Raw genomic sequence first — 26052 nt, 5'->3', positions numbered from 1 at the left:
AGATGAAAAAAGGAGTTTACAGCATATTAAAAGCTCGATTTTTAGTCAATGAAGACGCTACCAAAAACTGGCGATTCATAGTGTTTTTAATCTTGTTGGCGATTTTGATGATTGCCAACGAACACCGTTACGACCAGAAGATTTTCAGAATTGCCGAATTGACCAATGAAGTAAAAGAATTGCGTTCTGAATTTGTCGACAAACGTTCTGAATTAATGAAATTAAAAATGGAATCGACCGTTTCCGAGAGAATGAAAGAGAGAAATATTTTTCCTTCCTCAGTTCCGCCTCAAAAAATAAAAATTAAAAAACCGGTAGAAAAAACTTTTTTCCAAAAATTATGGCAGTAGAAGATAAACATATCTCTTACCGAATTTACTTAGTAGCTTTCTGTCTGTTTCTGATGGCTTTTGCTATTGCGTTCAAACTCACAAAAATTCAGTGGGTTGAAGGTGATCATTACCGAAAATTAGCCAAAGAAAGGACGGTTAAAAACTTCGTGATTCCGGCCAATAAAGGAAATATTTATTCTGCTGACGGTAGTTTGCTAGCCACTTCTATCCCAAATTACAATATCAGATTTGATGCGGTGGCACCAAAAGGTGAAGACTTTGCTAAAAATGTAAGACCATTGGCCGACTCGTTGGCGAAAATGTTGGGCAAACCAAGCTCTTTTTATCATTCTCAGCTGACTTTGGCCAGAAACAATAAAAACAGGTATTTGTTGGTTGCTCGTGATTTGAGCTATACGCAATACATGAAAATCAAGAGCTTTCCATTGTTCAATTTGGGCGCCAATAAAGGCGGAATGATTACCGAGCAAGAAACCGTTCGCGAACATCCAATAGGGAAAATTGCCGAAAGAACCATTGGCTACGAAAGAATTACACCGGAAGGGAAACCGGATGGAAAAGGAATTGAATGGTCTTTCAGAAAATATTTAAACGGAAAAGACGGAAAAGTTCTTAAGCAAAAAATTGCCAAAGGACAATGGAAACCTATTCGTGACCAAAACGAAATCGACCCTCAAGATGGCTATGATGTGATTTCTACGATTGATGTTTACATTCAAGATATTGCCCATCATGCTTTGTTGAAGCAGTTACAAGAGTTCAAAGCAGAACACGGATGCGTAATTGTCATGGAGACCAAAACGGGTAAAATCAGAGCTATTTCTAATTTAGGCAAATTAAAAGAAACCGATTCAACCTATTTTGAAACACAGAATTATGCCGTTGCCGAATCACACGAACCGGGTTCAACCTTTAAGCTGGTAGATATGATTGCCTTGTTGGATGACGGAAAAGTTGATACGAGTAAAGTTTATGACAGTCGGGGAGGAATCATTGAATACCGAGGTAAAAAAGTCAGAGATTCTCATGAAGGTGGTTATGGTAAAATTTCTTTGGGAAGAGGTTTTGAAGTGTCCTCCAACACGGTTTTAGTACAAGCTGTTTATGAGAATTACAAAAATAATCCAAAAGAATTTGTTGACAGAATAGACAGAATGGGATTGAACAAACCATTAGGATTGCCATTTCAAGGCGAAGGCAGACCTTATATTCCACAACCGGGTGACAAACATTGGAGTGCCATTTCTTTACCTTGGATGGCTTTTGGCTATGGCGTTTCGGTTACCCCTTTGCAAACCTTGACTTTGTACAATGCGATTGCCAATAATGGTGAAATGGTAAAACCACAATTCGTTTCCGAAATCAAAGAATGGAACAAAACCATTAAAAAATACAATAAAGAAGTCATCAATCCGAAAATCTGTTCCGATGAAACGGTTATGAAATTGAAAGCGGTTTTAGAGAATGTGGTGAAAAGAGGAACAGGTTCAAAGTTGTATTCCAAAGACTTTTCCATGGCCGGAAAAACCGGTACTGCTCAAGCCAATTACGGTAAAAACGGCGGCAGCGAAAAACATTACATTTCTTCTTTCGTGGGCTTTTTCCCGGCAGAAAATCCGAAATATTCTTGTATCGTGGTTGTACACAAACCCAATACTTCAGGGAACAATTATTACGGAGCCGATGTGGCCGGACCGGTTTTCAAACGTGTAGCCCAAAAGATTTTTACCGATGCACCATCAACCAACGAAATCAAAAATCTAAACAAAAAAATAGGCAAGCAAGAGAAAGCCTATAATGAATATGCGGTGAAATCAAATGCCGACGGAAAAACCATTCCTAATGTAAAAGGAATGAGCGGTATGGATGCTGTGGCGCTTTTGGAAAACATGAAAGTGAAAGTGAAAGTAATCGGGTTCGGAAAAGTTAAAAGACAGTCTGTTCAGCCGGGTTCAGCATTCAATAAAAACACAACCATTATACTCGAATTGTCGTGATTATTTTAAAAGACATATTATATAAAGTAGCTATCGAAGTCGTAAAAGGTTCGACCGAAATGACTATTGGTAAAATCGAATTCGACTCGAGAAAAGTTCTGGAGAATGATGTTTTTGTAGCGATTAGAGGAACGGTTTCCAATGGTCATGATTTTATCGAAAAAGCAATAAATTCAGGAGCAACGGTTGTCGTTTGCGATACTTTGCCGGAAATTATTGTAACCGGTGTAACCTATATTCAAGTAAAAGATACCAATGCAGCTTTAGCCTTTTTGGCAGCCAATTATTATGGTAATCCGTCACAAAACTTAAAATTAGTCGGCATCACAGGAACAAATGGTAAAACAACCATTGCTTCTCTATTGTTTCAATTATTTAAAAAAGCAGGTTATAAAGTAGGCTTGTTATCCACTGTAAAAATTATGGTTGATGATACTGAATACAAAGCAACCCACACTACGCCGGATTCGTTAACCATCAATTATTATTTGGCCGAAATGAATGCCGTTGGTGTTGAATATTGCTTCATGGAAGTTAGCTCTCACGGTATTCATCAAAAACGTGCCGAAGGGTTGCACTTTGCCGGAGGTGTTTTTACGAATTTGTCTCACGACCATTTAGATTACCATCCGACATTTGCCGAATACAGAGATGTCAAGAAGTCATTTTTTGACCATTTGCCCAAAACGGCTTTTGCTTTAACCAATATCGATGACAAAAACGGATTGGTAATGCTGCAAAATACCTACGCCAAAAAATTGACTTACGCTCTAAAATCTTATGCCGATTACAAAGCCCAAATTTTAGAAAATCAATTGTCAGGTTTGTTGTTAAAGATTAATGAAAATGAGGTTTGGGTTAGACTTATTGGCACATTCAATGCTTATAATTTATTAGCGATTTTCGGAACAGCCGTGGAATTAGGCCTCGATAAATTAGAAGTATTGCGCTTGCTTTCAGAATTAGAAAGTGTTTCAGGTCGTTTCCAATTTATCGTTTCCAACCAAAAAATCACCGCGATTGTTGATTACGCTCATACTCCGGATGCTTTGGAAAATGTTTTGAGTACCATAAATGATATCCGAAGCAACAATGAAAAGCTAATAACCGTTGTAGGTTGTGGTGGCGATAGAGACAAAGCCAAAAGACCCATCATGGCTAATATTGCCACAAGCATGAGCAATCAAGTAATCATCACTTCAGACAACCCGAGAACCGAAGATCCAATAGATATTATTGCCGATATGGAAAAAGGGGTAGAACCGCAAAACCATAAAAAAACCTTGTCAATTGTCGATAGAAAACAAGCCATTAAAACCGCTTGTCAATTAGCAGGGCCAAATGATATTATCCTAATCGCAGGAAAAGGACATGAAACTTATCAGGAAATTCAAGGTGTTCGCCATGATTTTGACGATATGAAAATTGTAAAAGAACTATTAGAACAGCTAAATAAATAAACCTATGCTATATTATTTATTTGAATACCTCGACAAAACCATGGATGTTCCGGGAACCGGAGTTTTCCAATACATTACATTTCGTTCGGCTTTAGCGATTATTTTATCGTTGATGATTTCCACCATTTACGGAAAAAAAATCATCAACTTTTTGAGAAACCAACAAGTTGGCGAAACCGTGAGAGAACTGGGATTGCAAGGGCAAAATGAAAAAGCGGGAACACCCACGATGGGTGGATTAATCATCATTATCGCCACCTTGATTCCGGTGATTTTGTTGACCAAGCTCAATAATATTTACATCATTCTTTTAATAGTAACCACACTTTGGATGGGAACTATTGGCTTCATAGATGATTACATCAAAATTTTCAAAAAAGACAAACAAGGATTAAAAGGAATTTTCAAAGTAATCGGGCAAGTAGGTTTAGGTTTAATCGTGGGTTCGGTGTTGTATTTTCATCCCGGTGTAACGGTTAGAGAAAAAGCAGTTAACCAAACCGAAAATGTAGTTTCACAAACTCCAATCGAACACAAATCAACCACAACGACTATTCCGTTCACTAAAAACAACGAGTTGGATTATGCCAAATTCATCGAATGGACTGGCGAAGGTTATGAAAATTGGGCTTGGTTAATCTTTATACCCATTGTAATTTTTATCATCACTGCTGTTTCAAACGGTGCCAATTTAACCGATGGAATTGATGGCCTGGCCGCAGGAACTTCAGCCATTTCGGTGCTCGCATTGGGGATTTTTACCTTCGTTTCGGGTAACGTGATTTTGTCTGATTATCTAAACATTATGTACATCCCGAATTCGGGAGAAATGACTGTATTTATTTCGGCTTTTGTTGGTGCTTTGATTGGGTTTCTTTGGTACAATTCTTTTCCGGCATCGGTATTCATGGGAGATACAGGAAGTTTGACCATCGGCGGAATTATTGCAGTATTGGCGATTTCAGTTCGTAAAGAGATGTTGTTGCCCGTATTGTGTGCCATCTTCTTTGCCGAAAACTTATCCGTAATCCTGCAGGTTTCTTATTTCAAATACACCAAAAAACGCTTTGGTGAAGGAAGGCGTATTTTCCTTATGTCACCATTACACCACCATTACCAAAAGAAAGGTTATCACGAAAGTAAAATCGTAACCCGTTTTTGGATTGTGGCCATACTGTTAGCCATCGTTTCCATAGTGACTTTAAAATTGAGATAGCATGAAGCGATTGGTTGTACTTGGTGGAGGAGAAAGCGGTGTGGGAACCGCCATTTTAGGAAAGAAAGAAGGATACGATGTTTTTGTGTCCGATATGGGGAAAATAAAAGATAAATATAGAGACGTTCTTAATCAATATGAAATCAAATGGGAAGACGAAAAGCATACCGAGGAATTAATACTCAATGCCGATGTAGTCATGAAAAGTCCCGGAATTCCGGATAAAGCACCTTTGGTAAAAAAACTGTTGGAAAATGGAATTTCAGTCATTTCCGAAATCGAGTTTGCTTATCCGTTTACCAATGCCAAAACCATTGGAATCACCGGAAGCAACGGTAAGACAACCACAACAATGTTGACTTACCATTTGCTCAAAGAAGGCGGACTGAATGTAGGATTGGGCGGAAACATTGGTAAAAGTTTTGCTTGGCAAGTAGCCGAAGAAAACTATGATTACTATGTGTTGGAATTGAGCAGTTTTCAATTAGACGGAATTATAAATTACAAGCCAGATATAGCGATTCTGACTAACATCAGTCCGGATCATTTGGATCGATATGAATACAAATATGAAAATTATATCGCCTCAAAATTCAGAATAACAATGAACCAAACTGAAGATGATTTTTTCATCTACGACGCCGATGACGAAGCGATTTCAGCATGGTTACAAAACAACAAAACAAAAGCACAATTAATTCCTTTTTCATTATTACAAACTTTTGAAAACGGAGCCTTTATAAAAAACAATACTATGGATATTATTATCAACAACGAAGAATTTGAAATGAAAACCGCTGACATTTCATTGGAAGGAAAACACAATATGAAAAACGCTATGGCTGCTACTTCTGTCGCCCAATTGATGAAAATCAGAAAACAAACCATACGCGAAAGTTTGTCTAATTTCCAAGGGGTTGAACATCGATTAGAAAAGGTATTGAAAATTCAAAATGTACAATACATCAACGACAGCAAAGCCACTAATGTGAACGCCACTTTCTTCGCTTTAGACAGCATGACTGTTCCAACCGTTTGGATTGTAGGTGGTGTTGATAAAGGTAACGACTACAGCGAGTTGATGCCGTTAGTAAGAGAAAAAGTAAAAGCGATTATTTGTCTTGGTTTAGACAATAAAAAAATCATCGATGCTTTCAGCGATGTAGTCGATATGATGGTAGAAGTAGATAACATGCGAGACGCGGTAAACACGTCGAAACATTTAGCGGAAAAAGGCGATGCGGTTTTATTGTCTCCGGCTTGCGCGAGTTTTGATTTGTTCCAAAACTACGAAGACAGAGGAAATCAGTTCAAAGCAGCCGTAAAAAATTTATAAAGAGCAATAAGCTTTCAGCAATAAGCTGTTAGCAAAAAAGAGGAATATAGGCTAAAAGCTGACGGCTGATAGCTAAAAGCTAAAAACATGAAAGAATTAATTCACAGCTTAAAAGGAGATAAAGTCATCTGGGCATTCGTTGCCTTGTTGGCCTTGTTTTCGTTTATGCCGGTGTTTAGTGCGAGTAGTAATTTGGCCTATATGCGCCATGGTTCAGGGAATGCTCTAACGTATTTACTGAAACACGGCGCGCAAGTATTCGTTGGGTTTTTTATTTTATACAAAATACACAAAGTGCCTTATCATTATTTCCGAACCATTTCACGTTTGTTGTTGCCGGTGGTTTGGGTATTGTTAATTTACACTTTGTTCAAAGGAACCGTAATTCAAGGCGCCAATGCCAGTCGCTGGATTCAAATTCCGTTTATCGGAATCACCTTCCAAACCTCAACACTAGCTTCCATTGTTTTATACGTTTTTGTAGCGAGATATTTATCCAAAACCAGAGAAACGCCCATAACATTTCAATCTTCTCTATGGGATTTATGGACGCCGGTTTTTATCACCGTAATGCTGATTTTACCGGCCAACTTATCCACGGCAGCATTGATATTTTCCATGGTTTTGATGTTGGCATTCATCGGAAAATATCCGTTGAAATATATCGGAATCATTGTCGGTGCTGGAATAATAGGATTGACCTTTTTCATCTTAGTAGCCAAACAATTCCCGGAAGCTTTTCCGAATCGTGTGGATACTTGGATCAATCGTATAGATAATTTCACCACGGATAAACCCGATGAAGATGATTACCAAATCGAAAAAGCCAAAATCGCCATCGCTTCAGGAGGTGTTTATGGTTTAGGACCGGGTAAAAGTGTGCAGAAAAACTTTTTACCACAATCGTCCTCCGATTTTATCTACGCGATTATAGTAGAAGAATACGGTTTGTTCGGCGGAATCTTAGTATTAAGCATGTATTTGTTGTTGCTGTTCCGATTTGTAGTTGCAGCACACAAAGCCAATTCAATGTTCGGAAAACTCGTGGTCATAGGTCTGGGTTTCCCAATCATTTTTCAAGCGATGACCAATATGGCCGTTGCAGTCGAGTTATTGCCGGTGACCGGACAAACGTTACCCTTAATCAGTAGCGGTGGAAGTTCAATTTGGATGACGTGTATTGCACTCGGTATTATTTTAAGCGTGACCAAAAAAGAAGAGGAAATCGCTGAAGAGTTAGCAGACAAACAAAAACGTGAAGACGCTTTACAACGCATGATTGACAAACAATTACAAGAAGAGGAAGAAGCCGAAAAAGCGGCAGTACAAGCTGAATTGGAAAGCTATTCCATCAAAGAAGAAACCAATCCGTTGGAACCGATTTTGAAGAAAAACTAAATGAAAAAATTAAAATTCATATTAAGCGGCGGAGGAACAGGCGGACATATTTATCCGGCTATTGCTATTGCCAATGAATTAAAGGCTCGTTTTCCCGAGGCCGAGTTTCTTTTTGTAGGCGCCAGCGATAAAATGGAAATGCAAAAAGTACCCCAAGCCGGTTACAAAATCGAAGGTTTATGGATTGCCGGATTGCAACGAAAACTGACCTTGCAAAACATGATGTTTCCATTCAAACTCATGAGTAGTTTGTGGAAATCAAGAAAGATTATAAGAAAGTTCCGGCCCGATGTAGTCATAGGAACCGGTGGTTTTGCCAGCGGACCATTATTGCAAGCAGCCAATAGCATGAATATTCCAACAGTCATTCAAGAACAAAATTCCTATCCCGGAATTACCAACAAACTGTTGAGTAAAAAAGCCAACGCGATTTGTGTGGCCTATGAAAACTTAGAGCGATTTTTTCCAAAAGAAAAAATTGTCTTCACCGGAAATCCCGTTCGTCAGGATTTGTTGGAGGTGGAAACCAAAAGAGAAGAAGGCATCGCCTATTTTAATTTGGATTCGAATAAAAAAACTTTATTGGTTCTAGGTGGAAGTTTAGGAGCAAGAAGAGTAAACCAATTAATAGCCAAAGAACTCGATTTTCTGTTAGAAAGCGGTGTTCAGGTTTTTTGGCAATGCGGAAAATTATATTTTGACGAGTACCAACATTTCAATGAAAAAGAAAATGTTCAGGTGGTCGCGTTTATCGACAGAATGGATTTGATTTATGCTGCAGCAGATTTCGTGATTTCACGCGCCGGTGCCTCATCTGTTTCCGAATTGTGTTTGGTAGGAAAACCAACCATTTTTATTCCGTCACCCAACGTAGCCGAAGATCATCAAACCAAGAATGCCAAAGCCATTGTTGATAAAAATGGTGCCATTCTTTTAAAAGAAAATGAATTGGATGAAAAATTTGAAACTACATTTTCAGATTTGATTTCAAATGAAGATTTGCAGCAGACCTTAAGCCAAAACATAAAAAAGTTGGCTAAGCCAAATGCAACAAAAGATATTGTTGAAGAAATTAAAAAGCTGATAAAATGATATGGGCTTTATTGATATTGGTATTCTTCATTTTTGCTATCGGGCTAGCTTTTTATTACGATTACAAAGATGATAAATCAGGTTTCAAAAGGTCGTTGTATGGTGGAATTGCCTTTGTCGTAGGTCTCATTCTACTATTGTTTTTTTCAGACTTGATTAACAAATTGTGGTATTATATATTTAAATAAAAGTGAATCTAAACCAAATCCATAACGTCTATTTCATCGGAATCGGAGGCATCGGAATGAGTGCCTTGGCACGTTATTTTCAGTTCATCGGAAAAAATGTTTCCGGTTATGACAAGACGCCAACCATGTTGACTGACGAATTGATTGCCGGTGGAATGAATATTCATTTCGAAGACAATATTGGTTTGATTCCTAAAGAGTATTATGTCGAAAATACTTTAGTAATCATTACACCTGCCGTTCCGGTTACACATTCGGAATGGAATTATTTTTTAGAGCGAGAATACGTAGTAAAAAAACGAGCCGAAGTTTTAGGCATTATCACCAAAGATACTTTTTGTTTCGCCGTTGCCGGAACCCACGGAAAAACAACCACGTCCAGTATTTTAGGACACATTCTTTATGAAAGTGGTGCCGATGTGACTGCCTTTATTGGCGGTATTGTAGAAAATTACCACTCTAATTTAATCGGAAGCGGTAAAACAGTTACGGTGGTTGAAGCTGATGAATTTGACCGTTCATTCCTGCATTTACATCCGAATATTGCATGCGTAACCTCAATGGATGCGGATCATTTGGATATTTATGGTGATGCAACGGCTATCGAAGATTCGTTCCGCGAATTTGCTGATAAAGTAGAAGATAAAAATAATTTATTCGTACCGAAAGGTTTGCCTCTCAAAGGTCTAACTGTCGGAATTAACGAAGAAGCAACCTATAAAGCTTTCAACATCCGAATTGAGAGCGGTTTCTATGTTTTTGATGTGCAAACGCCATCAGAAACGATTAAGGATTTAAAGTTTGGTTTGCCGGGAAGACACAATTTAATGAATGCCTTGATGGCTTTAGCAATGTCTAAGACTTATGGTACCCCGACCGAGTCCATTGCTAAAGCCTTGGCTTCATTTAAAGGAATTCAGCGCAGATTTTCTTACCAAATCAAAACAAATGACTTGGTTTACATCGATGATTACGCCCACCATCCGACGGAAATCAACGCAGTGCACCAAGCCGTTCGTGAGTTGTATCCGAATGAAAAAGTGTTGGCCATTTTCCAACCGCATTTGTTCAGCAGAACGAAAGATTTTGCTGATGATTTTGCCAAGAGTTTGTCGCAATTTGACGAAATTTTGTTGTTGGATATTTATCCGGCCAGAGAATTACCAATGGAAGGAGTTACGTCAAGTTGGTTGCTCTCCAAAATGGAAAATCCGAATAAAAAACTAATTTCTAAAGGCGATTTGATTCCAACAATTTTAGAAAATAATGCTAAAATAATTGTAACTATAGGAGCAGGTGATATTGGTGAATTGGTTCCAAAAATTAAATTGGCTTTATCATGAAGATTTTAACATGGACAAATATCAGATTAGTGCTAATGATTTCGGTCGTTATCTTCCTGTTTTCGTTCACTTCGCACCGAAATGCCCAGCGAAAAATAAAGAAAACTGAGGTGGTTTTTGTAGGTCAAACGCCTCTTTTTTTAAAGCCGGAAACGGTTAATAAATTGTTAATAGAAAAAAATCAGGACCTAAAAACTATCAATAAAGAAGGTTTAGATTTGAATAAATTGGAAAAATCCGTCAGTAGTCATGAGATGATTCATAAAGCTGATGTTTTTGTCAGTGTTGATGGGGTTTTAAAAGCAGTGGTAGAACAAAAAATACCACTCGGAAGAGTGTTCGATGAAACAGGTTCTTTTTATATTGATTATGAGGGTGATAAAATGCCGTTATCCGATAATTATACTGCCAGAGTTCCACTAATATCAGGTGAAATATCCGCAGTAAAAAAAGAAAAATTAGCTGAAGTTTTGAAGAAGATTGCCCATGATGATTTTTTGAAAAAAAACATCATAGGTGTGCAAGTTTTATCCAGCGGAGGATTAATTATGGCAAACAGAAATTATGATTACCAAATCGATTTCGGACGAACTATTAACATCGAGAGAAAATTTAAAAATTATAAAGCCTTTTTTCAGAAGGCAGTTTTAGATAGCACTTTGGACAAGTACCAAAGAATAAATTTGAAGTTTACCAAGCAAGTGGTGTGCATTAAATAGAAGATTATGGAAAAAGAGAATATTGCAGTCGGATTAGACATTGGGACAACCAAGATTGTGGCCATGATTGGCAAGAAAAATGAATATGGAAAATTGGAAATTTTGGGTGTCGGAAAATCCAAAAGTCTCGGTGTAGCTCGTGGTGTGGTCAATAACATTACCCAAACCATTCAGTCTATTCAACAAGCAGTTCTTGAAGCAGAAAATAATTCAGGTTACAAAATAAACGATGTAGTGGTAGGCATAGCCGGACAACACATCAGAAGTATTCAACATACTGATTACGTCATCAGAACAAATCCCGAAGAAGTAATCAGCGGAAGAGATATTCAACTGTTAATCGATCAAGTCAATAAATTGGCTATGTTACCGGGTGAAGAAATCATTCACGTATTGCCGCAAGAATTCAAAATCGATGGGCAAACCGAAATCAAAGAACCTATCGGAATGTACGGCGCGCGCCTAGAAGCGAGTTTCCACGTGGTAGTCGGACAAGCGTCTTCTATCAGAAACGTAGGCAGATGTATCCAAAGTTCAGGCATTGAATTGTCGGGATTGACTTTAGAACCTTTAGCTTCAGCCGATGCCGTATTAAGTCAGGAAGAAAAAGAAGCAGGAGTAGCGTTGATTGATATTGGTGGCGGAACAACCGATTTGGCCATTTTCAAAGATGGTATCATTCGTCACACAGCGGTAGTACCATTCGGAGGAAACGTAATAACCGATGACATCAAAGAAGGTTGCTCGATTATTGAAAAGCAAGCAGAATTGTTAAAAGTAAAATTCGGTTCGGCTTGGCCGGGTGAAAATAAAGACAACGAAATTGTATCGATTCCGGGTTTACGCGGCAGAGATCCAAAAGAGATTTCGCTTAAGAATTTATCGAAAATCATTCACGCTAGAGTAGTGGAAATTATCGAGCAGGTTTTCACCGAAATCAAAGCCTATGGACACGAAGATCCGCGCAAAAAATTAATTGCCGGTATCGTTTTGACAGGTGGTGGTTCACAATTGAAACACATCAAACAATTGGTGGAATACATCACGGGAATGGACACCAGAATTGGTTATCCAAACGAACATTTGGCCGGCAATTCGGGCGAAGAAATTTCAAGTCCGTTGTTCGCTACCGCGGTAGGATTGGTAATGAACAGTATCGAAAACAATTCGAACAGTGCTTATAAAATTGAACTGAAAGAAGTAGTGGCCGAAGCACCAAGAGCAATACCGCAACAACCGGTTTTTGAACCCAAAGAAGAAGTTCAAACAGCAGTAGAACAGCATGTTGAAACAACCACTGAGAGCGAAACCTCAGAAAAACAAATCAAGCGCTCGTTTTTTGACCGCTATGTGGATAAGATTAAAGATTTTTTAGATAACGCAGAGTAATTTAGATTAAACAGAATAAAACCTAACACCAAAATAGTATGATAAGCAACTCAGAATTTGGAAGCATCTCATTTGATTTGCCAAAGAATCAATCAAATGTGATTAAAGTAATCGGTGTTGGTGGCGGCGGAAGTAACGCTATCAATCACATGTTCAAACAGGGAATCAAAGGTGTAGATTTCATTGTTTGTAATACCGACTCACAAGCACTTCAAAATAGTCCGGTACCCAATAAAATTCAGTTAGGTGTAAACTTAACCGAAGGTCTTGGCGCAGGCGCTAATCCCGATGTAGGACAACAATCCGCATTGGAAAGTGTAGGTGATATCGAGAAAATGTTGGACAGCAATACCAAAATGGTGTTCATCACAGCCGGTATGGGTGGTGGAACCGGAACCGGTGCAGCTCCCGTAATTGCACAATTGGCCAAAGAAAGAGATATTCTTACGGTTGGTATCGTAACCATTCCTTTCCAATTTGAAGGAAAAGTGCGTTCGGAACAAGCGTTGTTGGGCGTAGAAAAATTAAGAAAACAAGTTGATTCTTTGATTGTTATCAATAACAATAAATTAAGAGAGGTTTACGGAAACTTAGGTTTTAAAGCCGGTTTCTCTAAAGCGGATGAAGTGTTGGCTACAGCTTCTCGAGGTATCGCTGAAGTAATTACACACCACTACACCCAAAACATCGACTTAAAGGATGCCAAAACGGTTTTGTCTAATAGCGGCACTGCTATTATGGGTTCTGCTGTGGCTACCGGTGACAACCGCGCCAAAGAAGCCATCATCACCGCCTTGGATTCCCCATTATTAAACGATAATAAAATCACCGGAGCTAAAAACGTATTGTTGCTTATCGTTTCAGGCTCAAACGAAATTACTATCGACGAAATCGGAGAGATCAATGATCACATCCAAACCGAAGCCGGTTATAATGCCAACATCATTATGGGAGTTGGTGAAGATGAAACGTTAGGCGAAGCTATTGCGGTGACTATTATCGCCACGGGTTTTAATGTAGAACAACAAAACGGCATCGTTAATGTAGAATCTAAGAAAATCGTTCACGCTTTAGAAGATGACCAAAAATTGGTGCGCGATTTGACGCAAAAGCCGGTGGAAGTTTTCCAAACCATCGTTGACACACCAAAAGCAGAAGTAAAAGAAGAAAAAATCGTTTTCGAATTAATCGAAGAAGAATTAGAAATACCTACTGTCGAAACTCCGGCCGCTGCTATTGTAAATGACAACGAACTAATCGCGATGAACCAATTCATTCGCAACTTAGACGTGACTTTCGAAATCGTATCGCCTATCAAAGACATCGATTTCAAAGTAACTACTCCGGAAGTAAAAGCCATGGAAGTGGTAGAGCCGCAAAATGTTGTTGAAGAAGAGCAAATCACTTTCACTTTCGATATGCCTGCTGCAACGCCGGTATTCGAAAAAGTAGAAGTAGTTGAAGCCGTTCAACCTATTGAGGAAACCAAAATTGTTTTCGATTTGTCTGCAGACGCTAATGAGATCATAGTGAATGAAGCAGTTGAATTTGTTCCGGTTACCGAAGTCAATGAAGGCGGCGTTATCAAATATTCTTTGGAAGAATACATGGAGTTAGAAAACGACTTGCTCAACTCAAAGCCAGTCGCTAAAACGGTAGTAGAAGAGCCAATTGCCGAAGAGTTAAACATCACCATGAAAGTGGAAACCGAAAAGCCTCAAGCGGTAAACTATTTCGACGAGGTATCTCCGGTGGAAATGACCATCGAAGAAACGTTGAAACACCGTGCCGATGAGCGCAGAAGAAAATTAAAAGAGTTCAATTACAAATTCCACAACAATCCGTCAAGAATTGAGGAATTGGAAAAAGAACCTGCTTATAAAAGATTAGGGGTTGACCTGTCAAACAACGCCGACAATAATGCAAACTCAAGAATGTCATTGGGGACTGATAGTAACGACGATTTACAAATCAGAACCAACAATTCCTTCTTGCACGATAATGTAGATTAGTCTGCCATTTTTTCTAATCGGATGACCCGAAAATTTCACTGAGATTTTCGGGTTATTTTTTTTATCTTCGCAGAGCTTTTTGAAGCGAAAGGTTCGGGCAGTTTCAGCCGTCCTTATTCCCGCTTTCCACAGTATCTCTACGAGGATACTTGTTCCAATCGGGGCTAAAAAGCCAATCTTTTAGAGAAATCTAAAAATCCAAGAAGTCTAATAATCTAATAATCTAAATATGAGTTTAGAAACCCAAATCATGGACGAAATGAAAAACGCCATGAGAGCCAAAGATACGGTTGCTTTAGAAGCGTTAAGAGCGATCAAATCGGGTATCATCTTAGCCAAAACAGAAGCCGGCGCCAGCGATACTTTGTCGGCCGACGAGGAAATCAAATTATTACAACGTTTGGTTAAGCAAAGAAAAGACAGCGCTTCCATTTATACTGAACAAGGAAGAGCCGATTTAGCCGAACCTGAATTAGCCCAAGTAGCCGTAATCGAAAAATTCCTTCCGGCACAATTGTCAGAAGCTGAAGTAGAAGCAGCCGTAGCTGCAATCATTGCAGAAGGAAGTTTTTCAGGTATGGCATCAATGGGTCAAGTTATGGGCAAAGCCTCAGCAGCCTTAGCCGGAAAAACCGATGGCAAAACCATTTCGACTATCGTTAAAAAATTATTAGCATAATATAGATTATTAGACTTCATAGAAAGTTAGATATCTTAGACTTTGTCTATCGAATCTAAAAATCTAAGGAGTCTAACCATCTAAAATCGGCTGCGTAGTTCAACTGGATAGAATATCAGATTTCGGCTCTGAGGGTTGGGGGTTCGAATCCCTTCGCGGTCACGAATAAATACAATAGCCAAGAAAATGTCCAAGCTCGCTTGAGCATTTTCTTGGCTATTGTATTTTCAAAGCGGAGCTTTGAGGGATGTTGCGCAGCAAAATCCTTTTGTCTAAGCTCGCTTGAGCATTTTCTTGGCTATTGTATTTTCAAAGCGGAGCTTTGAGGGATGTTGCGCAGCAAAATCCTTTTGTCTAAGCTCGCTTGAGCATTTTCTTGGCTATTGTATTTTCAAAGAGGAGCTTTGAGGGATGTTGCGCAGCAAAATCCTTTTGTCTAAGCTCGCTTGAGCATTTTCTTGGCTATTGTATTTTCAAAGAGGAGCTTTAAGGGAAGGATGGAGTCTATCCCTTCGCGCTCACATTTTAAGTCCAAGAATTCTTGGGCTTTTTTTATATCTTTAGCCAATGGAAGTTATTTTTATCTTACTGGTTGGTCTGCTTCTTTTAGGTGCTTTTTTCTTCTTCTTTTTTATGTTCATCATGAGTTTGCTGGATGATATTTGGATTGCATTATTTCACAGACCACTCTACATTCATCTTTATTTAAAACCTAAAAAAATAACCCCTGAAGAAGCATCTTTTCTCAGACAAAAGTTTCCTTTCTATCAAAAGCTTTCAGAAAAACGCAAAGTGTATTTTAACCACCGGTTGGCAACTTTTAAAGAAACCTATCAATTTATACCCCGACAAGATTTTGTAATCAACCAAGAAGTACAAACACTTATTGCCGGTACTTATGTGATGCTGACCTTCGGAATGCGCCGTTATCTGATAGATTCTTTTGATAAAATAATCATCTATCCCGAGGAATATTATTCCAACCATACTGAGGAATACCACAAAGGAGAATTCAATCCGAAAATGAAAGCCGTAGTCTTTTCTTGGAAAGATTTTACAGCCGGATACGAAATCGAAAATGACAACCTAAATCTCGGAGTACATGAGTTTTCTCATGTAGTGCATCTTCATAGTTTGCGCAGTAATGATGGTAGTTCACTAGCCTTTCGAAAGCATTACAAAAGGTTGCACAAAGAAGTCAATCATCCGCCTAACCGACAAAGGTTAATCGATTCCGATTACTTCAGGATTTATGCTTTTACCAATCAGTTTGAATTCATATCGGTCATCATTGAGCACTATTTTGAAACACCTGATGAATTTAAAACCCAGTTCCCGGAATTGTTCAGTCATGTTAGTAAAATGCTTAATCACAAGCATTAAAACTTACCAGAATAAAGTATACAAAGCCGCTAAAAGCGATACGATAACCAACATGCCCACGGTAAAACTCGGTGACATTTTGAACATCGTTTTGTCTATTTCCAAGCCGTTTGGTTTAACGCCTTTTTTGTTTTCATACATACTGATAAAGTACATTCCGATGACACAAAGCGCAAAGACAAATCCCATACGGTCAATAAACGGAATTTCGTAAATACCCTCGGCATTCTGTACCGCAAACCCCATCGGGTTCAAGAATGACAAGTCGACAAACGCCGGCATGAATTTAAAGACAATTGACATCAGGAATCCGCCAATGGTAGCAAATAGTGCCGCGTTAGAAGTCGTTTTTTTCCAAAAGAAACCTAGTATAAACATCGCAAACACACCCGGACTCACAAAACCGGTATATTCTTGGATGTATTGAAATCCGCCTTTTTTGTCAATGCCTAAAAACGGTGCCACCAATACAGCAATGATCATCGCGGTTATAATAGTTAGTTTTCCAATGTTGACTAACTTTTTCTCATCGGCTTCCACATTGATCTTTTCTTTATAAATGTCTAGGGTAAATATGGTCGCAATACTATTGGCTTTTCCGGCTAAGGATGCTACAATCGCTGCAGTTAAAGCGGCAAAGGACAATCCTTTTAAGCCTACGGGTAATAAGTTTAATAAAATAGGATAAGCTCGATCAGGATTTACACTGCCGTCTTGTAACATCTCAGTTTGGAAATGGCCATTTTGGTATAAAACAAATGCGGCGATTCCCGGTAAAACCACGATGACAGGCATTAATAATTTCAAGAAAGCCGCGAATAGAATTCCGCCACGAGCCGTTTTTAAATCGGCGCCCAAAGCTCTCTGAGTAATGTATTGGTTGCAACCCCAATAATTCAAGTTGATAATCAACATACCGCCAATCAATACCGACAATCCTGGTAAATCCATGTAATTCGGATTTGAAGTGTCAAATATCATATGGAAATGGTCATCGGCTTTTTCCCGCATTAGGTTAAATCCGTTGATTACACCTTCGGAACCAAATTCGGTTGCGACTAAATTCAAAGCTAAATACGTCGTAACTAATCCACCCAAAATCAAAAAGAACACCTGAATCACATCAGTATAACCAATCACTTTCATACCTCCCAAAGTAATCATCACCGCGAAGAACGCTAAGAATATCATACAAAAAGTAATGTTCAATCCGGAAATACTGCTAATCGCCAAAGCGCCTAAATATAAAATAGAAGTCAGATTGACCAAGACATATAGCAACAACCAAAACACTGCCATAATCATGGCTACATTACTGTTGTATCGCTTATTCAGATATTGTGGCATGGTGAAAATTTTGTTCTTCAAATACACCGGCATAAAGAAAATGGCGACGATGACCAATGTTGCCGCGGCCATCCATTCGTAAGTCGCTATCGCCAATCCCATTTTGAAACCGCTGCCGCTCATCCCAATAAATTGTTCTGCACTGATGTTACTCGCAATCAATGACGCTCCAATCGCCCACCAAGTCAGCGAACCTTCAGCCAGAAAATAATCGTTACTGCTGGTTTGGGCTTTCTTTTTTCGGTTGTAAATCCAAAATCCGTAGCCGACAATAATGACGAAATACGCGAAGAAAACAATATAATCTTGGGTAGCTAAAGTTTGCATACTATGTGGTTTTAGTTTTGTAATGTTGGTTAGGTAAGTCTCTTAAAATTTTGGCACTTTGTTCCGGAGAAATATCGCGTTGCGCTTCGCCGAGCATTTCGTAGCCGACCATGAATTTTTTCACGGTAGCGCTTCGCAACAATGGCGGATAAAAATGCATGTGGAAATGCCATTCCGGATGCGAAACCCTATCGGTCGGTGCTTGGTGAATGCCGGAAGAATAAGGGAAAGACGTTTCAAAAAGATTGTCATATTTCACGGTAATGCCTTTGATGATTTCGGCAAAAGATTTGGTCTCTTCATTGCCCATCGCAATGATGTTGCCAAAATGTCTTTTGCTAATGATAATCGTTTCATAAGGCCAAGTCGCCCAAAATGGTACTAAAACCGCAAAATGGTCATTCTCCAAAACAATACGGTCTCGTTGTTTTAATTCTTGGTCTAAATAGTCTTTTAATAAACTGGTTTTGTTTTTTTCGTAATAAGCACGCAGACTTTTTTGCGTTTTTTCGATTTGTGTCGGTAAGGAAGATTGCGCCCAAATTTGGCCATGCGGATGCGGATTACTGCAACCCATAACGCTGCCTTTGTTTTCGAAAATCTGAACATAATTGATGAAATCGTGGCTGCCCAATTCGAGGTATTGTTCCTTCCAGGTTTGGACTACTTTCTCGATGGCTTCGACTTCCATTTCCGGTAAAGTCAGGTTGTGTTTGGGCGAGAAACAAACTACTTTATTGATACCGCGTTCCGGTTTTAATTGAAAAAGTGATTGTTCTTTACTTTCAAAATTGACTTCTGTAGTAAGCAAAGCCGAAAAGTCATTTTCAAAAACATAGCAATCGGTGTAATCGGGATTTTTTACACCATTGGCACGAACATTTCCGGCACACAAATAGCAATCTGCGTCGTGTTCAGGACGATTGTCTTCAGAAAGCGTTTCCTTTTGGCCTTGCCATGGTCGCTTAGCGCGATGAGGCGAAACCAGTATCCATTCGTCAAGTAAAGGATTGTATCTTCGGTGTGGATGTTCGTTAGGGTTGAAAGATGTCATGAGTTAGTCTTTGTAAAGCGAAGTGCCTTTTGAAATTTTTACTTTGTAAGCTTTTAATTCGATGCCGAAAGCGTTTCGGTATTGCGTTGAAATTTTTTCGATGAGTTCTTTTTCCGAACCTTTTTCTACTAAGTTGATGGAACAACCGCCAAATCCGCCTCCCATCATTCTTGAGCCGAGTACTGTTTTTTCGTGATGTACGGCATCGACTAAAAAATCGATTTCTTCACAACTTACTTCGTATTCTTTGGATAAACCTTGATGTGTTTCCGACATTAATTGTCCTAATCTTTTAAAATCAGAATCATTCAAAGCCTTTGCTGCATCGAGTACTCGTTTGATTTCCTTAACCACAAAATGACAACGTTTGAAAATGGTTTCACCTAATTCCTCTTTGAGTCCCAAAATCATTACTTCCGAACAATCTCTGAAAGTTTTTACCTGTGGAAAATGTTCTTTTATAATGGCTAATCCTTCTTCAACTTCTTGTCTTCTGACATTATAACCCGAAGTCAAATGGGTGTGTTTGACATTGCTGTCCAATAAAAGTAACGAATATTTTTTGAAATCGGCTTTGTAATATTCGTATGCCAAAGTATTGCAATCGAGTTTGATGACGCTGTTTTTCTTGCCGAAAACAGAGGCAAATTGGTCCATGATGCCACAATTCACGCCCACAAAAGTGTGTTCTGATTTTTGACCGATGAGTGCAATTTGTTCTTTGGTTAAACTCAAATTAAACAGTTTATTCATCGCATAACCAATACCACATTCTAAAGCGGCTGAAGAGGAAAGTCCGGCACCCATGGGAATCGTACTGCTGAACACGATGTTGAAACCATTGGTTAACCCTTTGCTTTTCAATTGGTGTAGTACACCTAAAATGTAGTTGACCCACATTTTATCTAAAGGTTTCAGTTCGTCTTTTAGGTCAAATTTGTAGGTTTCGTTTAGATCTTGGGCAATAAGGGTGACGTTAGTATCGGTGTTTTTTGAAATCGCAAAACAAATGTATTTGTTGATAGCGGCAGGCATTACAAAACCGTCATTGTAATCAACGTGTTCGCCAATGATATTGATTCTTCCCGGCGATAGAAAAATATGTTCGGGTGCTTTTTGAAAGATTTTTTCAAAATGTTCCGTGGTATGTTGGATGAGTTTCTTCTTCATTATTTCACTAATGTTATTGTAGTTGAAGCAGACTGTAGTCCATTGGCTTTAGCTTCTAATTTTATAGAACCGTTTGTTTTTCCGGCCTGAATAATCACTTGGCATTTTCCGTTGAACGCGCTTCTTTGCCACATACCGTCTTTGCATTTGTCCGGTTCGTGCGAACTTGGGTCACCATTACCCACGCCGATGATTTTGGCATCGCCGGAAAGATAAAATTTCACCATATTATCGGCAATTGGTACTTCGCGTCCTTTGTCATCACTGATGGAAATATTGACTACGGTAGCATCTTTTCCGTCGGCGGTTAAAATGGTTTTGTCAGACGTCAATATAATTTTGTATGCGGTGCCGGTGGTTTCGACTTTTGAGGTTATTTTTTTTCCTTTTTTGTAACCAATGGCTTCCAGTGTTCCCGGCTCGTAAATTACTTCCCATTTCAAATGGCTGTTTCTCGGCATTACTTTTTTACCTAAAGTTTTTCCGTTTAGAAATAATTCTACTTCGTCAGCATTAGAATTTACCCAAACTTCGATTGGTTTACCGATTTTTTCCGGCCAGTTCCAATGCGGTGAAATGTGTAAAACATCTTTATCGGTCCACCAACTTTGGTAGTAGTAATAAATATTTTTCGGGAAACCGCAAACATCCATGATTCCGAAGTGCGAACTGATATTAGGCCATTTATAAGGAGTTGGTTCACCGCGATAATCGAATCCGGTCCAGACATAACCGCCTAACCAAAAATCATTTTCAGCAGCCAATTTCCACCAAGTTTCGGCTTTGCTGGCCCACCACGGATGGGTAATGTCTTGGTCGGGAACGTAGGCTCTGATTTCATCTTTTTCATAAATCCCACGAGTGGTTACCGTACTTCCCATTTCGGTTCCCAATAACGGTTGGTTCGGATGATCTCTATGGTAATCAGCCACCGCATATTCCCGATAATTGAAACCACGAATCGGAATAACTTCGTTTACGCCTTTATAAACATTGGGCATGTCAGCGGCATAAGTACTGGTTCGGCTTGGGTCTAAATCTTGTTGAATGGCTAAAAGGGTTTGGGCAATTCTTTTCCCATAGTCATTGCCTTGAATGTTTTGTTCTTCGTTGCCGATAGACCATAAAAATACGGAAGGATGGTTTCGGTCGCGTTTGATTAATCGTTTGAATTGGTCTACATATTCCGGACTGCTGTTTAACAAACGTTGTTCATCTAAAACCAGCATACCTATACTGTCGCAGGCATCCAAAAGTTCCGGAGTGGGCGCATTATGGCTTGCTCTGTAGCTGTTTGAACCCATTTCTTTCAACAGTTTTATGCGATAATATTGCATGTAATCCGGTAACGCGCTGCCAATACCGGCGTGGTCTTGGTGGTTGTTGGTGCCTTGAATTTTGAGGTGTTTTTCGTTTAAAAAGAAACCTTTTTTGGCATCAAATCGCACCGTTTTGATGCCGAAACGCGTTTTGGTTTGATGCACTATTTGATTTCCGGATTTTACTACTGAGATTACTCGGTACAAATAAGGATCGTCTAATGACCAGAGACGAGTATTGTTTAAATTTAATTTTTGTATGACAGTGGTGTTTTTATGAACGCCTAAAGTAATTTTTTGTTCAGCAGTTTTGGCCAAAACCTTTCCGTTTCTATCAGTAATGTAACTGTAAACGGAGCCGTTGGATGCTTGTAAATTATTGTTTTGAACTGTAGTTTCGATATTTACAATGGCATTTTTTCCTTTTACTTCAGCATGCACAAAAATACCATCTACCGGAATAAAAATTTTATCCGTTATGTTTAACCAAACATGGCGGTAGATACCGGCGCCTTCGTAAAACCAACCTTCATATTGTGTGGCATCAACCCGAACTACCAGTACATTTTCGCCTTCGAAATTGATGTAATCGGTAACGTCATAAGAATTGCCAACGTAGCCGCTAAAATTGGTGCCGACATAAAACCCGTTAATCCAAATTTCAGCATTACGGTAAATGCCATCGAATTGAAGTTCGAATCGCTTACTGCTTTTTGATTTGTCTACGGTGAAATGTTTGCGATACCAACCAATACTGGTTTCAGGATACATTCCGCCAACCGGTTTGTAACCGTGACTGTCCATTTCAACCTGAGGAGAATTTACAAAAGGGAGTTCGACAACCCAATCATGCGGAACGTTTACGGATGCCCAAGCAGTATCTACAAATTTCGGATTAACCACGGTGGTAGCAAATACATTGGATTTATGAAGCAAAGCGGTTTTGCTGTAATCAAAATCTTTTTCCGGATTAGCGGCATGGCCAAAATGGAACTTCCAGTCTTCGTCGAGGCTTATTTTTTCTTGTGCATTGGCTGAAAAGCTAACAATTAAAAAGAGCGCAAGAATATAATGGTATTGTATTTTTTTCATGTTTTAATTTTCTTTAAAAGCATCTAATGCGGGTGAAGGTTTGCCATCGACTTGCCAGGCACTTAGAGCGTAATGACTCCAACTTCTGGCGCCTTGTGGTTCCCAATAGAGTACACCGATACCTCTGTTATCGGGCACATTTTTCACGGCTTTGATGGTGGCGACTAACAGTTCGTAAGTGTTCTGTACTTTGTCATCTTCACCACCAACTTCAACTACCATGACTTCTTTATCGTAGCGTTGGGCCATATCGTTTAGGTTGAATTGTAAATCGGCTATGGTTTCAGTATAGTCTTTTTTTATCCAATACGGATAGTAAGATAATCCAATTACGTCGTATTTCACCTTTTGTTCCGCAGCATTATCGAAAAACTTTCTGAATTTAGCGTTGTTGTTGCCTTCATCGACATGAACAATTACTTTGATGTTTTTGTCCACGGCTTTTACCGCATCGTAACCTTTGTTTAATAATTGCCCGAGTTGAGGCCAATTGTCGGTACTGCCTTCGGGCCACATCATACCACCGGGAATTTCATTTCCGACTTGAACCCATTCCGGTGTAACTCCGGCAACTTTTAAAGCATTGATTACATCAAAAGTGTGATTGTAAACATCGTTAAGTAATTCAGGAAACGAATGTTTTTCCCAAGCTTTGGGTTTGAACTGTTTCGCCGGATCAGCCCAAGAATCAGAGTAGTGGAAGTTAATCATGATGCGGAAACCCATTTTTTGAGCGCGCAATGCCATGGCAACCGTTTCTTCTTTACTGCAATGACCGCTGGCTTTGTCATCGGAAGGATTAACCCAAACCCGCAAACGAATGGAGTTCATGCCACGGTCTTTAAGAAGTTGAAGGCAATCTTTTTCACTGCCGTCAGTATCGTAAAATTTATAGCCTGTGGCTTCCATTTGGGGTAGCCAACCCACATCGGCGCCTTTTGAAAAAGCGGATTTTTTATTTTGTCCAAAAATTACTTCAGTTATCAGAAGTATCAAAAAGATTATGGATTTTAGTTTCATAATTATTCAGCATTAAAAACCTCCATAACCGGAAGCGAATTGTTATTAAAGTCCCATAAAGCTTGGTTTTCCCATGGCGAACCGTTGGTGGATGTTGGTCCGCGGAAAGCCACCCATTCGCTTCCCCAGTAGCAAAATCCGATACCATGTGAGCTTTGGTTTATGGTGTTTTTTATGGTAGAGAGAAAGCTTTTTTGTCCTAGCTCTGTCGCGGGATAAGCAGGAAGAATTTGGTTGGACAAGCCGATGATGTTATTAGTATAATCATTATAGCCGAAGGTAAACGGATAAGCAGTTTCAGCTATAACCACTTTTTTGTCATACAATTGACCCAAAGTGTTCATTTTATTTTGTAAAGCCACCAAATCAGTTCCGTGCCAAATCGGATAATAGGAGAGACCAATATAGTTGTAATCAATATTGGCTACTTTACTGTAATACCAGTCTGCGCCTGATGTTCCTGCATGGTGCAGCATGATTTTGGTGGTTGCAGATTTACTTCTGATGGCTGCACTCGCACTTGAAACCAGTTCTAAATATTGGGTTTCATTAGTAGACAATCTCCCTTCCGGCCAAAGCATGCCATCGTTGGTTTCGTTCCCGATTTGGATAATATCAGGATTGATTTCGGTCATTACCAAATTGGTATAATCAGAAACCGCTGTTTTTAAGTCTGTAAAACTCATGCTTTGCCAAGCGGCAGGTTTGGTTTGGTTCGCCGGATCAGCCCAAGTATCTGAGTAATGAACGGTTAGCCAAACTTTTAAGCCGGCAGCTTTTACTCTCAGGGCAAAGGCTTTTACTTCGGCCATTCCGGAATGTGCGTTGGATGGATTTTGCCAAAGTCGCATTCTGATGGCATTGCAGCCTGCATTTTTTAAGGTTATAATTGGATCTTGATTTGCGCCATTGTGTTTATAAACTGTGCCTTCGCTTTCTATTAAAGGTAAATAAGACATATCGGCACCACGAATGAATTCGTCTTCTATGATTGGTTCGCTTTCAGAATTACTGTCTGAAGAACAAGAAAATAATGAGATTGAAAATAAAATAAAGAGTATCTTTTTCATGGCTGTAGTTTTTCAAATTTGAATGTAGTTTGGTGTAAATATTCTTCGTCTTTTCTCAAAACAGAGTTCGGGAAATGACTGTGATTAGGCGCGTCGGGGAAGTTTTGGGTTTCGAAACAAATGGCGCTGGTTGGATGATAATCAGCGTTTTCTTTGCCTTTTATTTGGCCAAAACAATTACCGCCAACGTAAATATGAACTCCCGGTTGATTGGTAAAAACTGTCATTTTTATTTTAGTATTTTCGCTGTAAAGTGTTGCCGCTTCTTTTCCTTCCAGAACAAAAGTGTTGTCGATGGATATTGGGCAATTCTTTGGACTTGAAAAATCGAAAGTATGGTTTTTCAACTCTGTATAGTTGCCTGTCGGGATCAATTCGGTTGTGGTTTCCAGTATGTTTTTGGCATTGATAAAAAGCTTTTGAGAAGCGATATCTTTTGCATGTCCGTCAAGGTTGAAATAACTGTGTTGGGTTAAATTGATTACAGTGTCTTCGGATGATTTGGCCTGAAAAGTGACTTTTAGTTCGTTGTTTTCGGTTAAAGTATAAGTAACTTTTATGTTTAATTCTCCGGGAAAATTTTCTTCGTTAGCTAAACTGGTATATTCTAAAGTGATAGAAGGATTTATATCTTCGTTGATTGAAGTTACTTCCCAAAACTTTCTGCTAAAACCTTCTAATCCGCCGTGAATTTGATGGGATTTGTGGTTTTTGGTTAGCTGTACTTTTTCTCCATTTAGTGTAAAAGAGGCATTGTTAATTCTACCGGCATATCTTCCGATAGCGGTTCCTAAATAAGGCGCGCTTGGTAAATCAAACGAATTAATGTAGTCTTCCAAAGTATCAAAACCCAAAACCACATCTGTTTTTTCTCCGTTTGCAGTTGGGATTTTTATAGCGGTAATTGTTGCGCCATAATTTATTACGGAGCATTCCATGCCATTTTTGTTGGTCAATGTATACTGCGAAACGGCTTTATTGTTAGGCATTAAACCAAACAATTTTGTGTTTTTATAAGTATAAATTTGTGAAAAACTATTTTTTATCATGACTTTTTTATCAATCCGATAACGAAATTATCGTTTTAT

General features: G+C 39.0%; 20 protein-coding genes and 1 tRNA gene. 14 read left to right on the top strand and 7 right to left on the bottom strand.

The window, feature by feature from the left end:
• Window positions 1-2: 2 nt before the first annotated feature.
• From P7V56_RS00335 to P7V56_RS00270, 14 genes are all read left to right on the top strand, one after another.
• Window positions 3-350: an FtsL-like putative cell division protein gene (locus P7V56_RS00335; protein WP_171222099.1), complete on the top strand. Its 348-nt coding sequence runs from the start codon at window positions 3-5 to the stop codon at window positions 348-350.
• Window positions 341-2350: a PASTA domain-containing penicillin-binding protein gene (locus P7V56_RS00330; protein ID WP_171222100.1), complete on the top strand. Its 2010-nt coding sequence runs from the start codon at window positions 341-343 to the stop codon at window positions 2348-2350. Before P7V56_RS00335 ends, P7V56_RS00330 begins: the two co-directional genes overlap by 10 nt.
• Window positions 2347-3810, top strand: coding sequence for a UDP-N-acetylmuramoyl-L-alanyl-D-glutamate--2,6-diaminopimelate ligase (locus tag P7V56_RS00325; RefSeq protein WP_171222101.1), 1464 nt, complete (start codon window positions 2347-2349; stop codon window positions 3808-3810). Before P7V56_RS00330 ends, P7V56_RS00325 begins: the two co-directional genes overlap by 4 nt.
• Window positions 3811-3814: 4 nt before the next feature.
• On the top strand, window positions 3815-5026 hold the full coding sequence (gene mraY / locus P7V56_RS00320) for a phospho-N-acetylmuramoyl-pentapeptide-transferase (protein ID WP_171222102.1): 1212 nt from the start codon (window positions 3815-3817) through the stop codon (window positions 5024-5026).
• Between the two features lies 1 nt (window position 5027).
• Window positions 5028-6362 carry a UDP-N-acetylmuramoyl-L-alanine--D-glutamate ligase gene (gene murD / locus P7V56_RS00315; protein ID WP_171222103.1) on the top strand — a complete coding sequence of 445 codons (1335 nt, stop codon included), beginning with the start codon at window positions 5028-5030 and terminating at the stop codon, window positions 6360-6362.
• Window positions 6363-6449: 87 nt separating this feature from the next.
• Entirely contained in the window at window positions 6450-7760 is a 1311-nt protein-coding gene (locus P7V56_RS00310) for an FtsW/RodA/SpoVE family cell cycle protein (protein ID WP_171222104.1), read from the top strand.
• On the top strand, window positions 7761-8852 hold the full coding sequence (gene murG / locus P7V56_RS00305; RefSeq protein WP_171222105.1) for an undecaprenyldiphospho-muramoylpentapeptide beta-N-acetylglucosaminyltransferase: 1092 nt from the start codon (window positions 7761-7763) through the stop codon (window positions 8850-8852).
• Between the two features lie 190 nt (window positions 8853-9042).
• Complete coding sequence (murC, locus tag P7V56_RS00300; protein ID WP_171222106.1) at window positions 9043-10383, top strand: UDP-N-acetylmuramate--L-alanine ligase; 1341 nt, start codon at window positions 9043-9045, stop codon at window positions 10381-10383.
• Window positions 10380-11102, top strand: a complete 723-nt coding sequence (locus tag P7V56_RS00295; protein WP_171222107.1) for a cell division protein FtsQ — start codon at window positions 10380-10382, stop codon at window positions 11100-11102. The genes murC and P7V56_RS00295 overlap by 4 nt, the downstream gene beginning before the upstream one ends.
• Before the next feature lie 6 nt (window positions 11103-11108).
• Window positions 11109-12491, top strand: coding sequence for a cell division protein FtsA (gene ftsA / locus P7V56_RS00290; protein WP_171222108.1), 1383 nt, complete (start codon window positions 11109-11111; stop codon window positions 12489-12491).
• A 38-nt stretch (window positions 12492-12529) separates the two neighbouring features.
• Window positions 12530-14503, top strand: a complete 1974-nt coding sequence (gene ftsZ, locus P7V56_RS00285) for a cell division protein FtsZ (protein WP_171222109.1) — start codon at window positions 12530-12532, stop codon at window positions 14501-14503.
• A gap of 229 nt (window positions 14504-14732) precedes the next feature.
• On the top strand, window positions 14733-15182 hold the full coding sequence (locus P7V56_RS00280; RefSeq protein WP_171222110.1) for a GatB/YqeY domain-containing protein: 450 nt from the start codon (window positions 14733-14735) through the stop codon (window positions 15180-15182).
• An 88-nt stretch (window positions 15183-15270) separates the two neighbouring features.
• Window positions 15271-15344: transfer RNA gene (locus tag P7V56_RS00275), tRNA-Arg, on the top strand.
• A gap of 405 nt (window positions 15345-15749) precedes the next feature.
• Window positions 15750-16565 carry a zinc-dependent peptidase gene (locus P7V56_RS00270; RefSeq protein ID WP_171222111.1) on the top strand — a complete coding sequence of 272 codons (816 nt, stop codon included), beginning with the start codon at window positions 15750-15752 and terminating at the stop codon, window positions 16563-16565.
• A 3-nt stretch (window positions 16566-16568) separates the two neighbouring features.
• Here the strand turns inward: P7V56_RS00270 and P7V56_RS00265 are convergent, their stop codons facing one another.
• The 7 genes from P7V56_RS00265 to P7V56_RS00235 are packed head-to-tail and all read right to left on the bottom strand — an operon-like array spanning window position 16569 to window position 25953.
• Window positions 16569-18239 (bottom strand): sodium/sugar symporter, encoded by a 1671-nt coding sequence (locus tag P7V56_RS00265; protein WP_171222112.1) that lies wholly within the window; start codon window positions 18237-18239, stop codon window positions 16569-16571.
• Window position 18240: 1 nt separating this feature from the next.
• The gene (locus tag P7V56_RS00260; RefSeq protein WP_171222113.1) at window positions 18241-19293 is read right to left on the bottom strand and encodes a UDP-glucose--hexose-1-phosphate uridylyltransferase; all 1053 of its coding nucleotides are present in this window, start codon (window positions 19291-19293) and stop codon (window positions 18241-18243) included.
• Window positions 19294-19296: 3 nt separating this feature from the next.
• Complete coding sequence (galK, locus tag P7V56_RS00255) at window positions 19297-20463, bottom strand: galactokinase (RefSeq protein ID WP_171222114.1); 1167 nt, start codon at window positions 20461-20463, stop codon at window positions 19297-19299.
• Complete coding sequence (gene galA / locus P7V56_RS00250) at window positions 20463-22874, bottom strand: beta-galactosidase GalA (protein ID WP_171222115.1); 2412 nt, start codon at window positions 22872-22874, stop codon at window positions 20463-20465. Before galA ends, galK begins: the two co-directional genes overlap by 1 nt.
• A gap of 3 nt (window positions 22875-22877) precedes the next feature.
• Window positions 22878-23870 carry a glycoside hydrolase family 53 protein gene (locus P7V56_RS00245; protein WP_240976619.1) on the bottom strand — a complete coding sequence of 331 codons (993 nt, stop codon included), beginning with the start codon at window positions 23868-23870 and terminating at the stop codon, window positions 22878-22880.
• Between the two features lie 26 nt (window positions 23871-23896).
• The gene (locus P7V56_RS00240; protein ID WP_171222117.1) at window positions 23897-24964 is read right to left on the bottom strand and encodes a glycoside hydrolase family 53 protein; all 1068 of its coding nucleotides are present in this window, start codon (window positions 24962-24964) and stop codon (window positions 23897-23899) included.
• The gene (locus P7V56_RS00235; protein WP_240976621.1) at window positions 24961-25953 is read right to left on the bottom strand and encodes an aldose epimerase family protein; all 993 of its coding nucleotides are present in this window, start codon (window positions 25951-25953) and stop codon (window positions 24961-24963) included. The genes P7V56_RS00240 and P7V56_RS00235 overlap by 4 nt, the downstream gene beginning before the upstream one ends.
• Between the last annotated feature and the right edge of the window lie 99 nt (window positions 25954-26052).

The organism is Flavobacterium sp. IMCC34852 (assembly GCF_030643905.1).
In the GTDB taxonomy this organism is placed as follows: Bacteria; Bacteroidota; Bacteroidia; order Flavobacteriales; family Flavobacteriaceae; genus Flavobacterium; species Flavobacterium rivulicola.
Note: the sequence above shows the minus strand (reverse complement) of the source record. Positions and strands in the feature narration are given on the sequence as shown.